Source organism: Algoriphagus confluentis (genome assembly GCF_036245625.1).
GTDB classification, from domain to species: Bacteria; Bacteroidota; Bacteroidia; order Cytophagales; family Cyclobacteriaceae; genus Algoriphagus; species Algoriphagus confluentis.
In genome coordinates this window covers 1-16,869 of the sequence record NZ_BTPD01000012.1, presented here as the reverse complement: position 1 = coordinate 16,869, position 16,869 = coordinate 1, and the positions used below count along the sequence as shown (strand labels likewise).

Sequence of the window (16,869 nt, the reverse complement as noted above, 5' to 3'; positions counted from 1 at the left end):
GCAACTTTCATTGAGTTTCCTTTGGCAGGTTGATTTTCTCTATGGAGAAAATAAACTATTATGCCAGTAGATATTCAAACTTGAATTAAAACCTATCCCAAAGCAGCAAAACAAAGAGTGACTTTATTGAAAGACTTAAATTGATACGCATATCCGCTATGATGCGATTGATTGAAATGGCCTCGACACTTCGACCAGCTCAGTGACCGAGCTCGACCTCCGGGTTTGGATAGTTTTTAGGAGGGGAGTAGTTTTAAAGTTTCGTGACTGGTAAGAAAGCGGATATACATTTAATTTAAACTTGCATTTTGTAATTCATCATTGGTCCATCTCTCGAAGTTGAACGCCAAAAAACCTGGAAGGAAGTAGTGAAAAATGCAGGGCGCAACCAAAAATCCTCCTTTAAACTCAATCTTAACAGGAAAGTAGCCCCCCTCCCTAAGGTAAAGCTCGAAAAACCACTCCTTCACTAATCTGCTGGGATTCTCTGCATTTTTTGGATAGTTTTACCTTACCAGAGAATTGAACCATGCAATTCGTCAGTTCCAGCATATATTTTAAAGCAAAAGCCCTTTGCTTTCTTGAGGGAATGCCACGAAATCGACTCCAAACACACGATACCCGACCAGAAGTATTTCATGGCTCCAAGTACCTTCCCATTGAGCTGTTTTACGAAATTTATGAATGGGCGGGGGATCAACTTGCTCCCGGATTCAGCATTCGACAGGGAAAACAACTAAATACTGACGATTATGGCACACTTGGGCTATCCTGGAAAACCAGCTGGCAAGCCGGTGACATCCTGGAGAGGTTGCAGCGGTACATGATCTTGGTCACAGATCAAGGCAGCGTTAGGTTACAGGAAGAAAATGGGCTATCCCAACTTTTTCTCCACCGCCCACCCAATAGAAAGGGCATTCAAATAGCCAATGAAGTGTCTTTTGTTATGCTTACAGGAATCTTGGAGGAAGTGACTGGTAAAAAAATCCTGCCAATCGGGGTTACTTTTCAACATTCGGATACTTCCTCGGCAGAAGCGCTTCAGGAATTTTTCCAATGCCCGGTCGAATTCGATGCTGTGCATAATTCACTACAATTTCGGACACACTCCCTTCAAATACGGACAATCAAAGCAGATAAAAGCATCCATCAATTTCTTGTGGATCGTTTGGAAGAGGAAAAAAAAGGGATTTTTTCTCAATCAGACCGAATGCTTCTGGACATCCACTATTTGATTACTGAAAGTCTTCCCAGTGGGATCCCAAGCATCATCCAAATCGCCGATCACCTCCACATAAGTGCAAGAACGCTGAAACGGAGACTGGCAGAGAAAGGGCTGACTTTTAGAGACCAAATTCAATCAATTCAGCAAGAGACCGCGCAGGATTTACTATCCAATTCCTCTCTTAGCGTGGCAGAAATCGCCTTTCAGACCGGCTTTTCCGAGCAAAGTGCTTTTAACAGAGCCTTCAAACGGTGGACGCAGCTTTCGCCCATGGAGTACAGAAAATCCAAGTGATCCGGGCCGCTTGGCCTCTAAGGTCAAGGAATTGGCCCAAAGCGTCAACACCACTTTTTAAACTAGCCTTACCTTTACCCTCATCAAGTAAATCAGCTTTAAACCCAGGAAATCTCAGGAACTCTTCGCTTTCCCCAATGGTGGGTTGAAGAGAAGAAAATATACTGGAATGATTATTTCCTGATCCGCTGAAATAAAAAACGATCTCTATTAAGCATGGAAAATCAAATCCAAACCACACAGAAATTCAGACTCATGGGGCTGATTTATGTCTTGATCATCATTTTGGCAGGCTTCAGTCAAGGTTATGTGAGGGAAGGAATTTTTATACCTGGAGATCCTGCGACCTCAGCCTCAAACATTTTGGAAAACGAGGGACTTTTTCGGATTGGGCTTATTGCAGACCTTTTGGCCTTTTTGCTGGATGCGATCATCTCTGTGATGCTGTATCTGCTCTTGAAGCCATATGGAAAAATGCTCGCTCTGGTCTCCTCCTCCCTTCGGCTCCTAGCCCATCCGGCAATCGGCACGCTCAATCTTCTCAACCACTACCTGGCTCTTCATGTATTAAAAACTGAAACCATTCAAGCCAGCTTCGAAGTACCGCAAATTGAGTCATTGAGCTATCTTTTTTTAGATGCACATGGCTATGGCTACTTATTAGCCGGAGCCTTTTTCGGGGTTCATTGCGCATTGTTGGGATTTCAGCTGATTCGAAGCGGAATTTTCCAAAAAATTCTCGGAGCTTTGATGGTGCTTGCAGGTTTAGGGTATTTGATAGAAACCTTCGGAGACTTTGCTTTTCCGGGAAACGAATCGCTGTTTGCCTGGATTGTCGGGATAACCGCTGCTTTGGGCGAAGTGACCTTGGCTCTCTACCTATTGATCAAAGGCTCAAAAATTAAATCCACGACCTCATGAAAGCAATCATCTATCAAAAGTACGGTTCGCCGGAAAATCTTACCCTACAAGAAGTCAATCGCCCCGAACCTAAGGCAGATGAGGTCCTTGTCAAAGTTTTAGCTGCCTCGCTCAATCAAGCCGACGGATATATGTTGAGCGGAACTCCCTTCCCCCTCCGTTTTTCAGCTGGATTATTCCGTCCGAAAAATCAAATTCTTGGGGCGGATATCTCCGGAGTAATCGAACGGGTCGGGAAAGAGGTCAAGCAGTTTCAGGTGGGTGATGAGGTATTTGGGGATCTATCGGGCAGTGGCTTTGGTGGCTTCGCTGAGTATGCTGTGGCCAAAGAAACAACAGTGGCTAAAAAGCCTAAGAGTTTGACTTTCGAAGAAGCGGCTGCGATGCCCATGGCCTCAGTGACGGCTTTACAGGGTCTGAGAGACTTGGGACAGATAAAAAAAGGAGATGAGGTGCTGATCAACGGAGCTTCAGGAGGGGTAGGAAGTTTTGCAGTTCAAATCGCCAAGGCTTTTGGAGCAAATGTTACCGCAGTATGCAGCAGAAGAAATGTAGAATTAGCAAAGTCATTGGGGGCCGATGAAGTGATCGATTATGCTGTTCGTGATTTTACCAAGGAAGGAAAGAAATTCGACCTGATTTTAGATGGACCAGTCAATCATGCCCTCAATCAGATAGAAGCAGTTTTGAAAGATGGCGGTCGCTATGTTGCTTTTGGCTTTTCCATGGCCACCCTTCTTCTAGGTCCTTGGAAGTCCTTCCGTACAGGGAAGAAATTCGCCAATCTGATCGCAAAGGTAAAACAGGCCGACCTCGAGTCAGTAGCCACACTTGCTGATAAGGGAAAAATCAGCCCTTATATTCAGCAAAATTTCATGTTGGATGAAGTTCCTCAAGCTATGAACCTGCTAAAAAACGGGAAGATTTCCGGTAAGCTTAGCATCATTATTTAATGGAATTAATCTAGATCAACCAAGCAAATGAATGAATCAAATTTATTAACCGCGGGAAAGAACTTTCTTGAAATTCATTTCTACACAATTTTAATTTTTTCTAAGAGCACAACTTACCTGAAAAATAAAATTGACTTTCTGAGTTTCCGACTTTTATAAGACCGGTCAAACCCAGCTTGCCCTCGCTAGCCTTAAGCTTAGACTAGTTTTCATTTAAGAGTATAATCCTAGGTTGGGAAATAGGATAACACATTATTTTGAACGTAGATTTTATTCTTAAAACTAAAATGAAAAAAGAAATTATCATTGCAGGTATTATTTGCTTGTTGTTTAGTGCATGCAATCCAAACCCTTTGGAAAAAGGAAAAATATTGATGATCGTTTCCAATACAGAGGACATGGGTGACCCGGAGAAGCATTTTGCCGGGAATAATCTTTGGGAAGTCGCTCCTCCCTATCATATTTTCGTTTCGCATGGCTATGAGGTAGACTTCCTTTCCCCGACAGGAGCTAAAGTGCCTTTTTCTATGGATCCCATGGGCATCAGCAGCTACACGATCAAGTATGAAAATTTTAACGAAAAGGTTGAAAATTCCATGACCCCAGATTTGGTTGATTATACCGAATACGAAGCGGTTTTTATTGGAGGGGGATATGGTCCCTTATTCGATGTGACTTATGATGAAAAAATCCTGACCTTAATCGCCAAAATTTATGAAAATGGAGGAATTGTGGGCGGCTGTGGACATGGGCCGGGTGCTTTTGCCAATGTCAAGTTGAGCAATGGAGAGTATATGGTGAAAGGCAAAAAAGTGACCGGCTTCCCAAACTCAACCGAAGTCACCAAAAGCTGGGCTAAAGAAGGGACTTTACTGCCCATCATGCTGGAGGATCAACTGAGAGAAAATGGAGCTCTTTTTCAAAGCAAAGATGACTTGAATGACAAACATGATGTGGTCATTGATCAGCGAATTGTTTCCACGATGTTCCTTCCATCATCCGCGATAGTAGCGAAAGAAATGATTCTTCAGATGGAAGATTGATTTTCAAAAACCCAATTTTTCCGGAAGGGAGACTCATCATTTTTCTTTCATTTTTTAGCCAAAAACTTCTGGAAGTTTTATCTTGAAAGCTCTGCAAACCTAATTTTCACTGTCAGAACACACTCTTGGTGTTCTTTTCCTTTGGATGAATCAACGCTCCATCGCCGTACTTCCCTTTGACAATCTCAGCTCTGATCCGGAAAACGAATATTTTTCAGATGGAATGGCTGAGGAAATCATCAACGCGCTAAGCAAAATCCAAGACCTAAAAGTGATTGCCCGGACCTCTTCCTTTGCCTTCAAAGGTCAAAAACTGGATGTTCGAATCATCGGAAACAAGCTGGGCGTTTCCTCGGTCATCGAAGGCAGCATCCGAAAGGCTGGCAACCGGGTTCGAATAGCAGTCCAACTCATCCGAACTGACAATGGCTTTCACATTTGGTCAGAAACCTTTGACCGCACCCTTCAGGATATTTTTGAGCTACAGGATGAAATCAGCCTTTTGGTAGCCGACCGAATCCGGGAAAACTTTGGCCACATGGATATAGAAGACCGTTTGGTATCTTCCAAGACCAGCAATCCCGAAGCTTATGATCTGTTCTTGAAAGCCAGCCATCATTTCAAGCGAAAGGATTTAGCAGATGTCAAGGAGGCTTTGGTCCTATTCACCAAAGCCACCGAGTTGGATCCCGATTTCACGGAAGCTTATGCTTACATAGGCGAAACTTACCTTCATCATGCTGGTTTCAATTTGATCTCAGCCAAAGAAGGATTTCAGAAATCCAGGGAATTTGCCCAAAAAGCACTAGCGATCAATCCAAAAGACATGCGAGCCCACAAGGTCATGGCCTATGTGCATCTCTTTCATGACTGGAATTGGGAAGCTGCCATTGAGTCCTATAATCAGGCGGTGGCGGCTGGACTGAACAATGAGATCGACTTTATCACCAACTACTATATTTTCATTCAAAAGGACTACGATCTAGCCATTTCCATTGCTAAAGAAAATCAAAGCCGGGATCCCCTGCACATCATCAGTTACTGGTGGTTGGGGCTCTGCTATTACCTTTCAGGGCGATTTGAAGATGCACTTCCAGCCTTTGAGGAAAGTCTTCGAATTGAGCCTAATTTCAGCGAGGCTTTACGATGGAAAGGCTTGGTTTTGGGCTACTTAGGAAGATTCACCGAGGCTTTTCAGGCACTCGATAAGGCTATCCAACTGACTAATGGAGAAGGATTGGTTAAACTGGATCTGATGACGGTCAAAGTACTGAGTGGAGAAACAGAAGGAGTTCTTGAGGAACTCGAAAATAGCCATTACATCGACCCATGCGATCCGGCCGCCTTGTATAGCCTGATGAACAAGCCGGAAGAAGCCGTCCGTTTCCTTCAAAAGGGGCTGGAAGAAAAGTCCAGCATGATGGTCAGTCTAAAATATTGGTGGGTTTGGGATAATATCAGAGAGCATGAGGGGTTCAGGGAAATCTTTGACAAGATGAATTTCCAAGATCATAAAGCCCACCGACAGCATCCTTCCAGCCAACAGCTAATCATCTCCCAATCCAGCCAAATGGCTGACGAGGATTGTGAGCATTTTCTACAAATCCTCCGAGAAAAAATGGCCATGGAAGAAGTGGTCACGGACACCAATCTAACATTACGATCTCTGGCAGAGCAAATCGACCTACATCCCAACAAACTTTCTTGGCTGATCAACATGAAACTGGGCCAAAACTTCAATGATTATATTAATTCCCATCGTTTGGGAATATTCCAGAGAAAGGCAACCGATAAGGCTAATAGCCATATCACGCTGTTGGGATTAGCTTATGAAAGCGGATTTACCTCCAAGTCCGTGTTCAATGACTTTTTTAAAAAATCCACCGGACTTACTCCTAAGGCTTGGGTCAAAGACCATCGAAACTGATTTTTTCATGGATAAACCCGGAAAATTCAGCACCTATCAAAAGCTAGTAATTCTGGGTCTTTCCTGCCTACTATTTACGGTGGTGCTAGACTACATGCTTCTTCCTGCTTTGAGTGGCACTCTGCTTGCGGAACTGCAACTCAGCACTGAGCAGTTTGGTCTGATTTCCTCGGCTTATGCCTTGAGTGCTGGAATTTCCGCCTTACTTGCTTCCGGATTTGCTGATCGCTTCGAGCGAAAATCCTTTTTATTGGTATTCTATACCGGCTTTTTGGCTGGAATCCTCCTTTGTGCAATCTCCCCTTCTTTTCCCTTTCTCTTGGCCGCACGGATTCTCACCGGGGCTTTCGGAGGGATGATGGCTTCGATTTGCTTTGCAATAGTGGCCGATTTATTTCCGGTATCGCAAAGAGGGAGAGTGACGGGTTGGATTCAAATGGCCTTTGCCGCAAGCCTAGTAATTGGACTTCCCTTATCCCTGTTTATTGCCAGCTCTTTTTCTTGGCAAATGGCCTATGGGTTGATTTTAAGCTTGGGAATTTTGGCGCTCCTGATGGTGCTGGTCCTGATTCGACCTTTGAAAAACTCAAGCACCAGCTTTTCTCCTCCTTGGGAACACCTCATTTCTAATCTCAAAAAGCCATCCTATTGGACAGTTTACAGTGCCAATATGCTGATCGTCGGAGGAGATGTGATTTTCATGACTTTCAATGCGGCTTTTCTCACCAATAACCTGGGCCTTGCCGACAGTCAACTCCCCTATGTGTATGGAGCTGTGGGATTGACCAGCCTTTTAGCAGCTCCTATTTTTGGAAAATTAGCCGACCGCTTTGGGAAATGGCCCGTTTTCGCTTTTGGGACTTTGCTTTCCACCGGAGCGGTATTGGTTTATACGGCTGGGGTAATTCAGGCCTTCGAATGGATCATTTTAATGCATGCGGGCTTGTATTTGGGGATCAATGCACGAATGGTGTCCGCAACCGCTCTGGCCACAGCAGTTCCCAAAAAATCCGACCGAGGAGCTTTTCTGGCGATTGATTCCTCCATTCAGCAGTTGGCTGGAGGTCTTGCTGCCGCGGTAGCAGGTTTTGTGATTTTTCAAGCAGCTGACGGAAATCTGCTCTACTATCCTCAGATAGGCTGGCTTATAGCTATTTTGATGCTACTTTCTGCTGGGTTGGTCTTATTGGTCAGTAATCAGGTCAAAGCCGATATAAGGTCAAAGAAAATTAAAAGCTGAAAAATCGGATCAAAAAAGTCCTAAATCATAAAGCCGGACGATTGCCAGGGCTTTTTCCTCCACTTTTGATTCGTTCCATCAAAAAATTCAACTCATGACAGCACCAGATAAAAACCAAGCTTTTCCATTAGCAGGCTATAACCGGCTTTGCTTTCTGAAAAATGTGGTGAAGAACCCCCAAATCCAAGTGGGGGACTATACGTATTACGATGACTTTGAGGATGTTCAGAATTTTGAGAAAAATGTGAAATACCTCTTCGATTTTGTGGGGGATTGGTTGGTTATCGGGAAGTTTTGCATGATCGCCTCGGATGTCACCTTCATCATGAACGGAGCCAATCACCTCTCTAAATCTATTTCCTCCTATCCTTTCGCCATCTTTGGAAAGAGTTGGGAAAAAGCCATGGAAGGGAAAAGCTACCCAAACAAAGGTGATACAATCATCGGTAATGATGTCTGGATCGGCTATGGGGCGACCATTATGCCCGGAGTCAAAATCGGAGACGGGTCCATCATTGCCAGCAAGTCGGTAGTCACCAAAGATGTCGAGCCTTATACCATCGTCGGAGGAAATCCAGCTCAAGAAATCAGAAAGCGCTTTTCCATAGAAAAAATCGATCAGCTCCTCGCTTTGAAATGGTGGGATTGGCCCATCGAGCGAATCACCGAAAACGTGCAGCACCTGACTGGAGATCAGCTAGAAAATCTGCTCTGAATCTGATCTAGTCTATTCACTTTTTTCAAATGCCAAATGGGAATTCAATTTCCTTTTGGCATTTCTTTTTTTAAAAGCCTTCCAAAGCCTGATTTTTTCCCTTTCCCTTCTCCAAAGTCCGGGATTTCACCAAAAGGTCCCGATTCATAATTCAAGACGACTGACCTGCCTTTGCACCCCAATTTTGTCCCAGTCATTAATCAAAACCAAAAATGAAAAACAAAGCAATTACACTGGGAACAGGCATCGGCGTAGCCATCGGCACGCTCATCGGCGTCGCTATCGGTACAGCCATCGGAATCATCGCTCTCGGACTATTGGGAGTGGACTTTGATAATCAAATCACTTTCTGGATTAGCACCGGAATGGTCGTGGGCGGAGGAATCAGTCTGGTCAATTTTATGCTCAGATCCACAAAGGAAGACTGATTAAACTACAAAAGGGTAGGTAAAGGTCCTAGATCTCACCAAAAGGTCCCGATTCATAATTCAAGACGACTGACCTTCCCCTGCTACCCAAATTTGTCCTATCAATTTTAAACAAACACAAGTCAAACTTAAACAACACAAAAAAATGAAAAAGTTAATCTTCATCTTCTTTATCGGTCTGATCACCACTTTGAATATTCAGGCCCAAACAGAACAACCTATCCGAAAAGGCTTTACCCTCGGTGCTTCCGTAGGAGCCGGAGCCTTGCACTTCACCGATGGAATGAGTGAAAAAGCCACCCGGGGAGGCATCTCCCTTCCCAACTTGAAAATGGGTTGGTTTGTCTCCCCACGTACTGCCATCTATGTGAATACAGTCGGGCAGATCTACGAATCTGAAGGGGTGGACAGAAGCTTTGAAGGCATCATCCCCTCTATCCAATACTGGGCTACCAATAAATGGTGGATCAGCGGCGGTTACGGTGCTGCGCTAGATATGAGAGCCCTCTATGAATCCAAGGCAGACTCCAAGTCCAATGAATGGGGAAAAGGCGTATTGATCTCTACAGGCTACGAAGTACTTCAGCGTAAAAAATGGGCGCTGGATATTCAAAGCCGACTCTACATGGCCCGAGTCACCCGCAGTGAGGGTGGAAACCTAGATGGGACCAATTTCTCCATCGGAGTGGGCATCACCCTCTTCTAAAAATCAGAAGAAAGCAATAAGAAACCAGCAGGAAAAAGCCTTAATCGGCTTTCCCTGCCGGGTTTCTCATTCCAAACCTTACGATCTTATGAAAACCCGTACAATCTATCTTCTCTTTCCGGCCATGTTTTTCTTACAATTTCTATTTGCCCAAACCCTACACACGTTGGAAGGAAAACTCGATAAGCTTTTCCTGAAAACTATGTCATTGGAAGGGATGCATCAAGGTGTTTTTTCACTGGAATTTATAGCACTAGGCTTTCAGAAAAGCTGGGCATTCGGGGAATTCGCCTATAGGCAAAAAGTACAAAATGACAGTCCATTTCATACTGCAAGCTTAGGCAAGACCTTCACTGCTGTCGCTATCGCTCAATTGGTAGAGGAAGGCAAGTTGAACTTTGAGGACCCGATGTACCGATTTCTTCCGGACTCTCTGACTCAAGGACTGCACGTTTTGGATGGAAAAAATTGGACTCAGGAAATCACTATAGCCCATTTGCTCCAGCATCAATCCGGACTCTCCGACTATTTCGAGGACCAGCCAAGCCTAGGTGAAAACATGCTTACGGAAGCTTTCGAAAAGCCAGACAAGTTTTGGGAACCCATTGAACTTCTGGACTTCTACCGAAGTCGTTTCCAAGCCCGTTTTGTGCCGGGTACAGACTACCATTATACCGACACGGAGTATTTGCTTCTAGGCTTGATTATAGAAAACCTGGAGCAAAAACCCCTTCATGAGGTATTTCAGAACAGGATATTCAGGCCCTTGGAGATGGTTCATACCTCCATGCACCTGAGGTCAGACCCAGTTGAAAAGCCTAGCACGCCAATGATGGAAATCTACTTTGGAGACCTGGAAGTCAGCCAGATGATCAGCCTTTCCAGTGATTGGGCAGGCGGGGGACTTCAAAGCACCTCAAAAGATCTCTTGATCTTCATGAAAGCCCTTTTCGAAGGAAAACTTATTCAGCAGGAAACCTTCGAGCAGATGCAGCAATGGGCTCCAGCAAGTAAAGGAACTAATTATGGTTTTGGTCTGATGAGGTGGAATCTGAAGGAATTGTTTCCGCTTCTACCCAAGCTCACCCTGATCGGGCATTCCGGATTTACCGGATCCTACATGTACTACTGTCCCGAGTTGGAGGCCTACCTCACAGGGACTTTCAATCAGTCGGAGTTCCAAAAAGGATCTGTGGATTTCCTAATCAAGGTCTTGATGGAGCTAAAAAATACGAAGGCAGCGTCCTAAAAACTCTGCGAAGTTTTAACAATAAAACCCCAATTCAACATGCAAGGAAAAATCATTTTAGCAGGAGCTACCGGTTATTTGGGAACTTACATTGCCACGGAGCTCAAGCGCCAGGGGAAGGATTTCCTAGCCTTTGGTCGCAGTGAAGAAAAACTCAGAAATCTGGGCCTAGCGGAAAATCAATGGCAAAAGGTCGAGGTCACCAAACTGGCCTCCTTTCCAAAAATACAGGACCCGATCGATACGGTCATTTCCACAGTAGGAATCACCCGGCAAAAAGACGGAATGAGCTACATGGAAGTAGACTATCAAGCAAACCTTAACCTGCTGGAATTTGCCATTCGGCACCGGGCAAGGAAATTTGTGTACGTATCCGTGCTAAATGGAGCCCAAATGCGCCACTTGAAAATCACCGCTGCCAAAGAGCGCTTTGTCAACATGTTGAAAGAATCTGGGATGGAATACACCATAGTCCGACCAAATGGTTTTTTCTCAGACATGAAGGACTTTTTAGCCATGGCAAAGTCAGGACGGGTTTATCTTTTTGGAGATGGAGAATTTAAGCTCAATCCCATTCATGGACAGGACTTGGCACGTGTAGTCCTAGACAGTATAGATTCCCCACAGCAGGAAATCGAGGTGGGTGGCCCGGATATTTTCACCCAAAATGAAATCGGGAAATTGGCTTTGGAGGCCATGGGGCAAGAGGGGAAGATTGTTCATTTGCCGGATTGGATTCGAAAAACCATCCTTAGATTGATGCGAACCTTCAGCAGTTCAAAGACTTATGGGCCCTATGAGTTCTTTCTCAGTATGATGGCCCGGGACAACATCGCTCCCCGACAAGGAGTGCATCGGTTAGAGGCTTTTTTTCGGGAGGAAGGAGATAGGATAAATGATTAATGGTAACCGTAAAGGATTTTTGGATCAGTAATTAAAGCCCCTAATTCAGCTCAAAGGCAAAAAAAAATCGACTAAAACTAGCGGTTTGATTAAAGAGTGAACCGATTTGATTCTATCGGCATTTGTTCGTCTCAAGATATTTTATCTGCACCTTATTTAGACCATAGTATTGACCGAATTGGCTTTCTTCAAAGCCTTTCCCAATTCCTCCACCAAGGACTCAGAAAGCAAAAAAGAACCCAGGATTTGGTCCAAAGTGACGGAATCGGGAAGGATATTTTTGAGTTGAAGATAGGTGGATTGGGCAGAGGAAGTCTGCCCGAGCTGGGAGTAGGAAGCTGCCTTCAAAATCAATTCCCAGAGTAAACTTTGTCCTTGAATCTTTTCAGCCCAATACTGTGCATCGTCATATTCTCCTTTGGCAAAATGGTAAAAACTCAAGCCTGCATTGAACCACCACTGGTAGTAGGGGTTGATCTGGATGGATTCGCAAAGAAGCCGATATCCTTTTTCAAAATCCCCGGCCGCGATTAGGCAAAAGCCCAATCCTCCGGCTATTCCATTGGCCCTGTGGGGAAGTTTTTCCCATTCCGCGATGATTTGGAGGCATTCCTTCTTTTTGCGTTGAAATAGATAGGCCAATCCTAAAGTCTGATAGCTATGCTGAGTCATCGGATCGAGCTTGATCGCTTTTTGACCGCAGCGGATCGCCTCGCGGAGTGGGTCATCCAGCATGGCATCAAATCCATAGAAATATCCTGCAACATAGGTTTCACCCAGAATAGCCCATCCCAAGGCATAGTTGGGATCAAAATTGACCGTACTTTTCATGATTTCCAACCCTTTCCGAAACGTGGGTTCGTTGACGTCATTGACTAAGTAATAGTACCAATGGATCGCATCATACACTTTGATATCGACTGCAGGGCGGATGGGATTGGCTTTTGCTCCCTCCCGGAAAATAATCCCATGAGTTCCTCCGATTTGATTGACTACATGATGAACAATGTCATCCTGGAGGGCAAATCCTCCTAACTCGGACTTTTCCCGCTCATACAGATTGGACCAAATTAGTTTTTGGGAAGCACTTTGGATCAGCTGGACCCGAATTCGCACCCGGTCATTTTTGGATTGGATACTTCCAGTGAGCAAGTAGGTGGCATCCAGCAGTTTTCCTGCATTTTTCAAATCCAATTCCTGAAAAGCCATTCTGCGTGAAGAAAAATACGAAATCACCGACAATTCGCTAAAAAAACCTAAATCACTGCAAATCTGTTCACATAGCCCATCCGCGAAGGCTTTGAGGCCTTCATCCTCTAAATCCTGAAAGGGAACAACAGCCAGTGTGGGTTTCGAAATAGTGGATCCTGTTTCCGAAAAACCGGGTGGCTCAGGGTCTTTTTGGGAAAAAACAGGGACATAGGTCCCCTTGGGGATGGAAATCAAAACCGAATCCAGCTTGCCCGGCCCGGAATAGTATTCCTGCAAAACCTTCCTTAGTCTTCCTGCATGAATCCGGACCGAAGCATCCCCTTGAGGATCATAGCCTACTTTTTTTCCCAATACCTCAGTTCCAATCGTGTATTCCTTGAGATCTTTTGCTCTTCCCGCTAAGGTCTCTTCAATGACAAACTTTAAAAACCCAGTCAGTATCAAGGAATTACGAAAGACCTGAAAATCAAGTATTTTCTCTAATTGACTGATTATTTGAGTATTGGAGACAGGAAAAGATAAACTCATGCAACGGTTAATTAACTGGGAGGAATGGTTACTGAATCTACAATATAATAGTTTTACCCATCCACAAAAGAATTAGGTTGGACCCGACATTTTGGAATTTTAATTGACTATGAAAAAAAGTATCCTTGTTTTAGCCTGCTTGCTATTTATCACCGCTACTGCTCAAGCCCAAATGGATAAGGAATTGCTCTCTCTTGATATTTCAAGGGCAGAAGAGGAAAACAGAAATCAACTCAAAGAATACATCTGGAAGAGAAGGTCAGATGTTTTTGTTGAAAGTCAACTCAAACTGACCACACTGACTGAGTTCAGCTTTGATGACTCCGGAAACCTCCAAGCCAAGAGGATAGAAGCCAAAACCACCGTGGAGAAAAAGCCCGGGCTGAGAGGAAAGGCCCAAACCAGCGCTGCGGAAGACAAAATGGATTACATTCAAAAAGCACTTTCCCTGTCTGTTGACTATGCTTTCATGAGCAAAGGTGAACTCATTGACTTTTTTGATAAAGCGACCATCACAGAGAAAGAAGGAGAAATCGAGGCCCTGGCGTTCAATGTAAAAGTCAATGGCGACCGGGTATTGGTAAGGATAGATCCGGAAACGTTGCTGTTCACCTACAAGGAATTCAGCAGCCTGATGGGAGCAGACAAGGTCGAGGGAAAACTTACCTATGCCTACTTTTCCAACGGAACCAGCCACCTCTCCTCCACAACTCTTCAGCTTCCGGCTCAAAAAATGAGCATAGAAGCAATCTACCAAGATTATACCATACGAATCCAATGAGGGAGTTCCCGAATGGAGGCTGGTACTCACCTGTATTCCAGATTCTTGATAAAGCAATCCTGGCCTGTTGCCAAAATGAAAAAATCATTTGAAATTACTGGAAATTGACCTTTTGTTTTCCCCAAGATTCTGAGAGAAGAAAAAGAGGCATCCATCAAAAATCAACCTAACCCTGCATCCATCCCGCAATGGGATGCTATGCTTTGACCCTACAGCATGATGAAAAGAATATTTATTGTCGTTTTCCTTTTGGCTTCTGCATGTACCAGACCTACTCCGGAAGTCAGCAGCCCTGAGCGGCCCAACATCCTCATCCTGGTCGCTGATGATTTGGGATTTAGCGACATTGCTCCTTTTGGAGGAAACATTCACACCCCTATCCTAGAGCAGCTGAGCCGGGAAGGGATGCTTTTCTCCAATTTTTATGTACTTCCCACCTGCTCTCCCAGCAGATCAGCCTTACTTACCGGAAATGATAACCACGTGACAGGAATAGGGGTCATGAGCGAAGTCCGCTATCCGGCATTGGAAGGCATGTCCGGCTACACCGGTCACCTCAATGATCAGGTGGTGACTCTTCCCGAAATCCTCAGGGAAAGCGGATATCACACCTACATGGCAGGCAAATGGCATTTGGGCGACGGAGATCAGGAAATTCCTTCTGCGAGGGGATTTGAGGAATCCTTTTCCTTACTTCAGGGAGGAGGGAGTCATTATGCAGACCAAAATCCCCTTTCCCCGCCTCAAGTGATGGATTATCGGGTCAATGGAAAAAAAATCGACGCCTTGCCTTCTGATTTTTATTCCACCAAAAATTATACGGACACTCTTATTCACTACATCGACAAGCACAAGGGAGATGGGAAGCCTTTCTTCATGTATGCTGCTTATACTGCTCCACATGACCCGCTCCATGCTCCCAAGGAATACATCGACAAGTACCATGGCAAATTCGATATGGGTTGGGACTCTCTGCGAGTACTTCGCCTTGAAAACCTAAAAACCCTCGGGATTGTACCTCAAGGGGTAAATACCTTTGCTCCAAGCGGCATTCCTGCCTGGTCTTCTTTGTCTCCGGAGCATCAGGAGGAGCTGGCAAAAGACATGGAAGTGTATGCTGCCATGGTGGAGTATCTGGATATGAGTATCGGGCGAATCATTGATTACCTGAAAAAAGAAGGAATGTATGACAACACCCTGATCGTATTCCTATCAGACAATGGAGCAAATGGGGTAATGGCCACCACCTACCCGGGAAATGGGGACGGAGTTTATCTCGGAGGATTTGACAATTCACTCCAAAACAGAGGATTGCACAATTCCTTTATTGAAATGGGTCCAGGATGGGCACAAGTTTCCTCTTCCCCCTTCCGCTTATTCAAAAGTTTTGCCTCTGAAGGAGGAATCAGGGCCCCACTGATTGTGAAAATGCCTAATGCTAATTCTGGAAAAGGGCTTTGGAATAAGAGTTTTTTCCATGTAACCGACCTGATGCCTACCTTCTTGGAGCTTGCCCAAGCCAGCTATCCTCAGGAGTTTAAAGGAAAAGCCGTAAGGCAACCTATTGGAAAATCCATGCGCGCTGTGTTGGACGGCAATGCTACCGAAATTCACGCTTCTGAAGAGGGAATGGGTTGGGAACTGTTCGAGAGAAAAGCCTACATCCAAGGCAAATGGAAAATCCTGCGTCTGCCTCCCCCTTTTGGCCCTGGAGAGTGGCAACTTTTTGATCGGGAAAATGATCCGGGTGAGACAACGGATCTTTCTGCTCAATACCCCGAAATCAAGGAAAAACTCATTCAGAACTGGCAGGAATATGCCAAAGACAATGATGTCTTTGATCATAAGGGCCATTACGACACGCTCTTCAGCCGAAGCCTTGGAAGCCAGAAATAGGTACTAGCTCCAAAAAAGAAAAAGAATGATCAAGGCTTATCAATGGACCGTTTTGGTGATATCACTGACTATGTTTGTAAATTTCTTATTCACAGCAGGATTGGGAGTCTATAAAACGGTCCATGCATTTTCAATTTTCTGGATCGGTGGACCACAGGCCAAACCAGGCTTGGAAATCATCGAATCTTTGGACTTGTTTTTGGTGGCTTTGGTTTTCCTGATTCTGTCCTTAGGGTTCATGAAGCTATTCTATCCGGAATTCAGCTTTTTGAAAAAAATCAACCTTTCCTGGCTGGTCATTCAGGATTTTTACCAGTTGAAGCAATTAACCTGGAATGCGATCCTGCTGACACTTTTGATCACCTTTTGTACTCAGGTTCTGAAATCCAACAGCGTGCTGGATTGGCCCATGTTGATCATTCCCGGAGCGGTATTTCTCTTTTCGCTCAGTTCCAAAATGCTGAAGCACTGAGTTTAATTCAGGAAAAGATTGGATTCAAAGAATCAGTGTTCAATCCATCATATCCATTGATTAGCCTTCTTCTTTCGTAGGTTAAATTCTACTCAAGGATCAACAGCTTTTAAAAAACTGCTTGGTCGCCAGCTTTTGCTCGATTTCTTTGGCTGTTTTGGTGATGGATAAGCCTCCCAGGTTCGTGCAGCGAAGGGTGTTAGGAAGTATCCACCCGAGCAACTGCATATTTTTCAGCCTCCATTGACCAGCTAATTTTGCTTCAAAAACAAACTTATGAAAAGAGCGAGTCAACAAGAAATGGAGGCGATGGTAGCTTCCTTCAAATCCAGTGGTCTGACCCAACGTGACTTTTGTCTGCGGGAGAATATCAAGC

General features: G+C 44.6%; 17 protein-coding genes. 15 read left to right on the top strand and 2 right to left on the bottom strand.

What is annotated here, in order from left to right; all coding sequences use genetic code 11:
* Nucleotides 1-529: 529 nt before the first annotated feature.
* From AAA943_RS16940 to AAA943_RS16890, 11 genes are all read left to right on the top strand, one after another.
* Nucleotides 530-1,519: a helix-turn-helix transcriptional regulator gene (locus AAA943_RS16940; protein WP_338225470.1), complete on the top strand. Its 990-nt coding sequence runs from the start codon at nt 530-532 to the stop codon at nt 1,517-1,519.
* A 216-nt stretch (nt 1,520-1,735) separates the two neighbouring features.
* Nucleotides 1,736-2,440 (top strand): DUF4386 domain-containing protein, encoded by a 705-nt coding sequence (locus AAA943_RS16935; protein WP_338225469.1) that lies wholly within the window; start codon nt 1,736-1,738, stop codon nt 2,438-2,440.
* Entirely contained in the window at nt 2,437-3,393 is a 957-nt protein-coding gene (locus AAA943_RS16930; RefSeq protein ID WP_338225468.1) for an NAD(P)-dependent alcohol dehydrogenase, read from the top strand. The genes AAA943_RS16935 and AAA943_RS16930 overlap by 4 nt, the downstream gene beginning before the upstream one ends.
* Before the next feature lie 287 nt (nt 3,394-3,680).
* The gene (locus tag AAA943_RS16925; RefSeq protein ID WP_338225467.1) at nt 3,681-4,436 is read left to right on the top strand and encodes a type 1 glutamine amidotransferase domain-containing protein; all 756 of its coding nucleotides are present in this window, start codon (nt 3,681-3,683) and stop codon (nt 4,434-4,436) included.
* Nucleotides 4,437-4,581: 145 nt separating this feature from the next.
* Entirely contained in the window at nt 4,582-6,363 is a 1,782-nt protein-coding gene (locus AAA943_RS16920; protein ID WP_338225466.1) for a tetratricopeptide repeat protein, read from the top strand.
* Between the two features lie 7 nt (nt 6,364-6,370).
* A complete protein-coding gene (locus AAA943_RS16915) occupies nt 6,371-7,603 on the top strand; it encodes an MFS transporter (RefSeq protein ID WP_338225465.1) in 1,233 nt (410 codons plus the stop codon).
* Between the two features lie 94 nt (nt 7,604-7,697).
* A complete protein-coding gene (locus tag AAA943_RS16910; protein WP_338225464.1) occupies nt 7,698-8,318 on the top strand; it encodes a CatB-related O-acetyltransferase in 621 nt (206 codons plus the stop codon).
* Nucleotides 8,319-8,530: 212 nt separating this feature from the next.
* Nucleotides 8,531-8,746 (top strand): hypothetical protein, encoded by a 216-nt coding sequence (locus AAA943_RS16905; protein ID WP_338225463.1) that lies wholly within the window; start codon nt 8,531-8,533, stop codon nt 8,744-8,746.
* A gap of 145 nt (nt 8,747-8,891) precedes the next feature.
* Nucleotides 8,892-9,452, top strand: a complete 561-nt coding sequence (locus AAA943_RS16900; RefSeq protein ID WP_338225462.1) for a hypothetical protein — start codon at nt 8,892-8,894, stop codon at nt 9,450-9,452.
* Between the two features lie 88 nt (nt 9,453-9,540).
* Nucleotides 9,541-10,701: a serine hydrolase domain-containing protein gene (locus AAA943_RS16895; RefSeq protein WP_338225461.1), complete on the top strand. Its 1,161-nt coding sequence runs from the start codon at nt 9,541-9,543 to the stop codon at nt 10,699-10,701.
* 39 nt (nt 10,702-10,740) lie between these two features.
* Entirely contained in the window at nt 10,741-11,604 is an 864-nt protein-coding gene (locus AAA943_RS16890) for an SDR family oxidoreductase (RefSeq protein ID WP_338225460.1), read from the top strand.
* A 156-nt stretch (nt 11,605-11,760) separates the two neighbouring features.
* Here AAA943_RS16890 and AAA943_RS16885 read toward each other — a convergent pair whose 3' ends face one another.
* A complete protein-coding gene (locus tag AAA943_RS16885; RefSeq protein WP_338225459.1) occupies nt 11,761-13,344 on the bottom strand; it encodes a tetratricopeptide repeat protein in 1,584 nt (527 codons plus the stop codon).
* A gap of 109 nt (nt 13,345-13,453) precedes the next feature.
* Between AAA943_RS16885 and AAA943_RS16880 the strand changes: the two genes are divergently transcribed.
* The 3 genes from AAA943_RS16880 (at nt 13,454) to AAA943_RS16870 (ending at nt 16,493) form a co-directional block, all read left to right on the top strand.
* Nucleotides 13,454-14,125 (top strand): hypothetical protein, encoded by a 672-nt coding sequence (locus AAA943_RS16880; protein ID WP_338225458.1) that lies wholly within the window; start codon nt 13,454-13,456, stop codon nt 14,123-14,125.
* Nucleotides 14,126-14,341: 216 nt separating this feature from the next.
* Nucleotides 14,342-16,021, top strand: coding sequence for an arylsulfatase (locus AAA943_RS16875; protein WP_338225457.1), 1,680 nt, complete (start codon nt 14,342-14,344; stop codon nt 16,019-16,021).
* 25 nt (nt 16,022-16,046) lie between these two features.
* On the top strand, nt 16,047-16,493 hold the full coding sequence (locus AAA943_RS16870) for a YqhA family protein (protein WP_338225456.1): 447 nt from the start codon (nt 16,047-16,049) through the stop codon (nt 16,491-16,493).
* A 99-nt stretch (nt 16,494-16,592) separates the two neighbouring features.
* Here the strand turns inward: AAA943_RS16870 and AAA943_RS21930 are convergent, their stop codons facing one another.
* Nucleotides 16,593-16,721, bottom strand: a complete 129-nt coding sequence (locus tag AAA943_RS21930; protein ID WP_420915615.1) for a hypothetical protein — start codon at nt 16,719-16,721, stop codon at nt 16,593-16,595.
* Between the two features lie 48 nt (nt 16,722-16,769).
* Here AAA943_RS21930 and tnpA point away from each other — a divergent pair.
* The coding region (gene tnpA / locus AAA943_RS21925) for an IS66 family insertion sequence element accessory protein TnpA (protein WP_420915618.1) at nt 16,770-16,869 on the top strand (100 nt) is incomplete at its 3' end.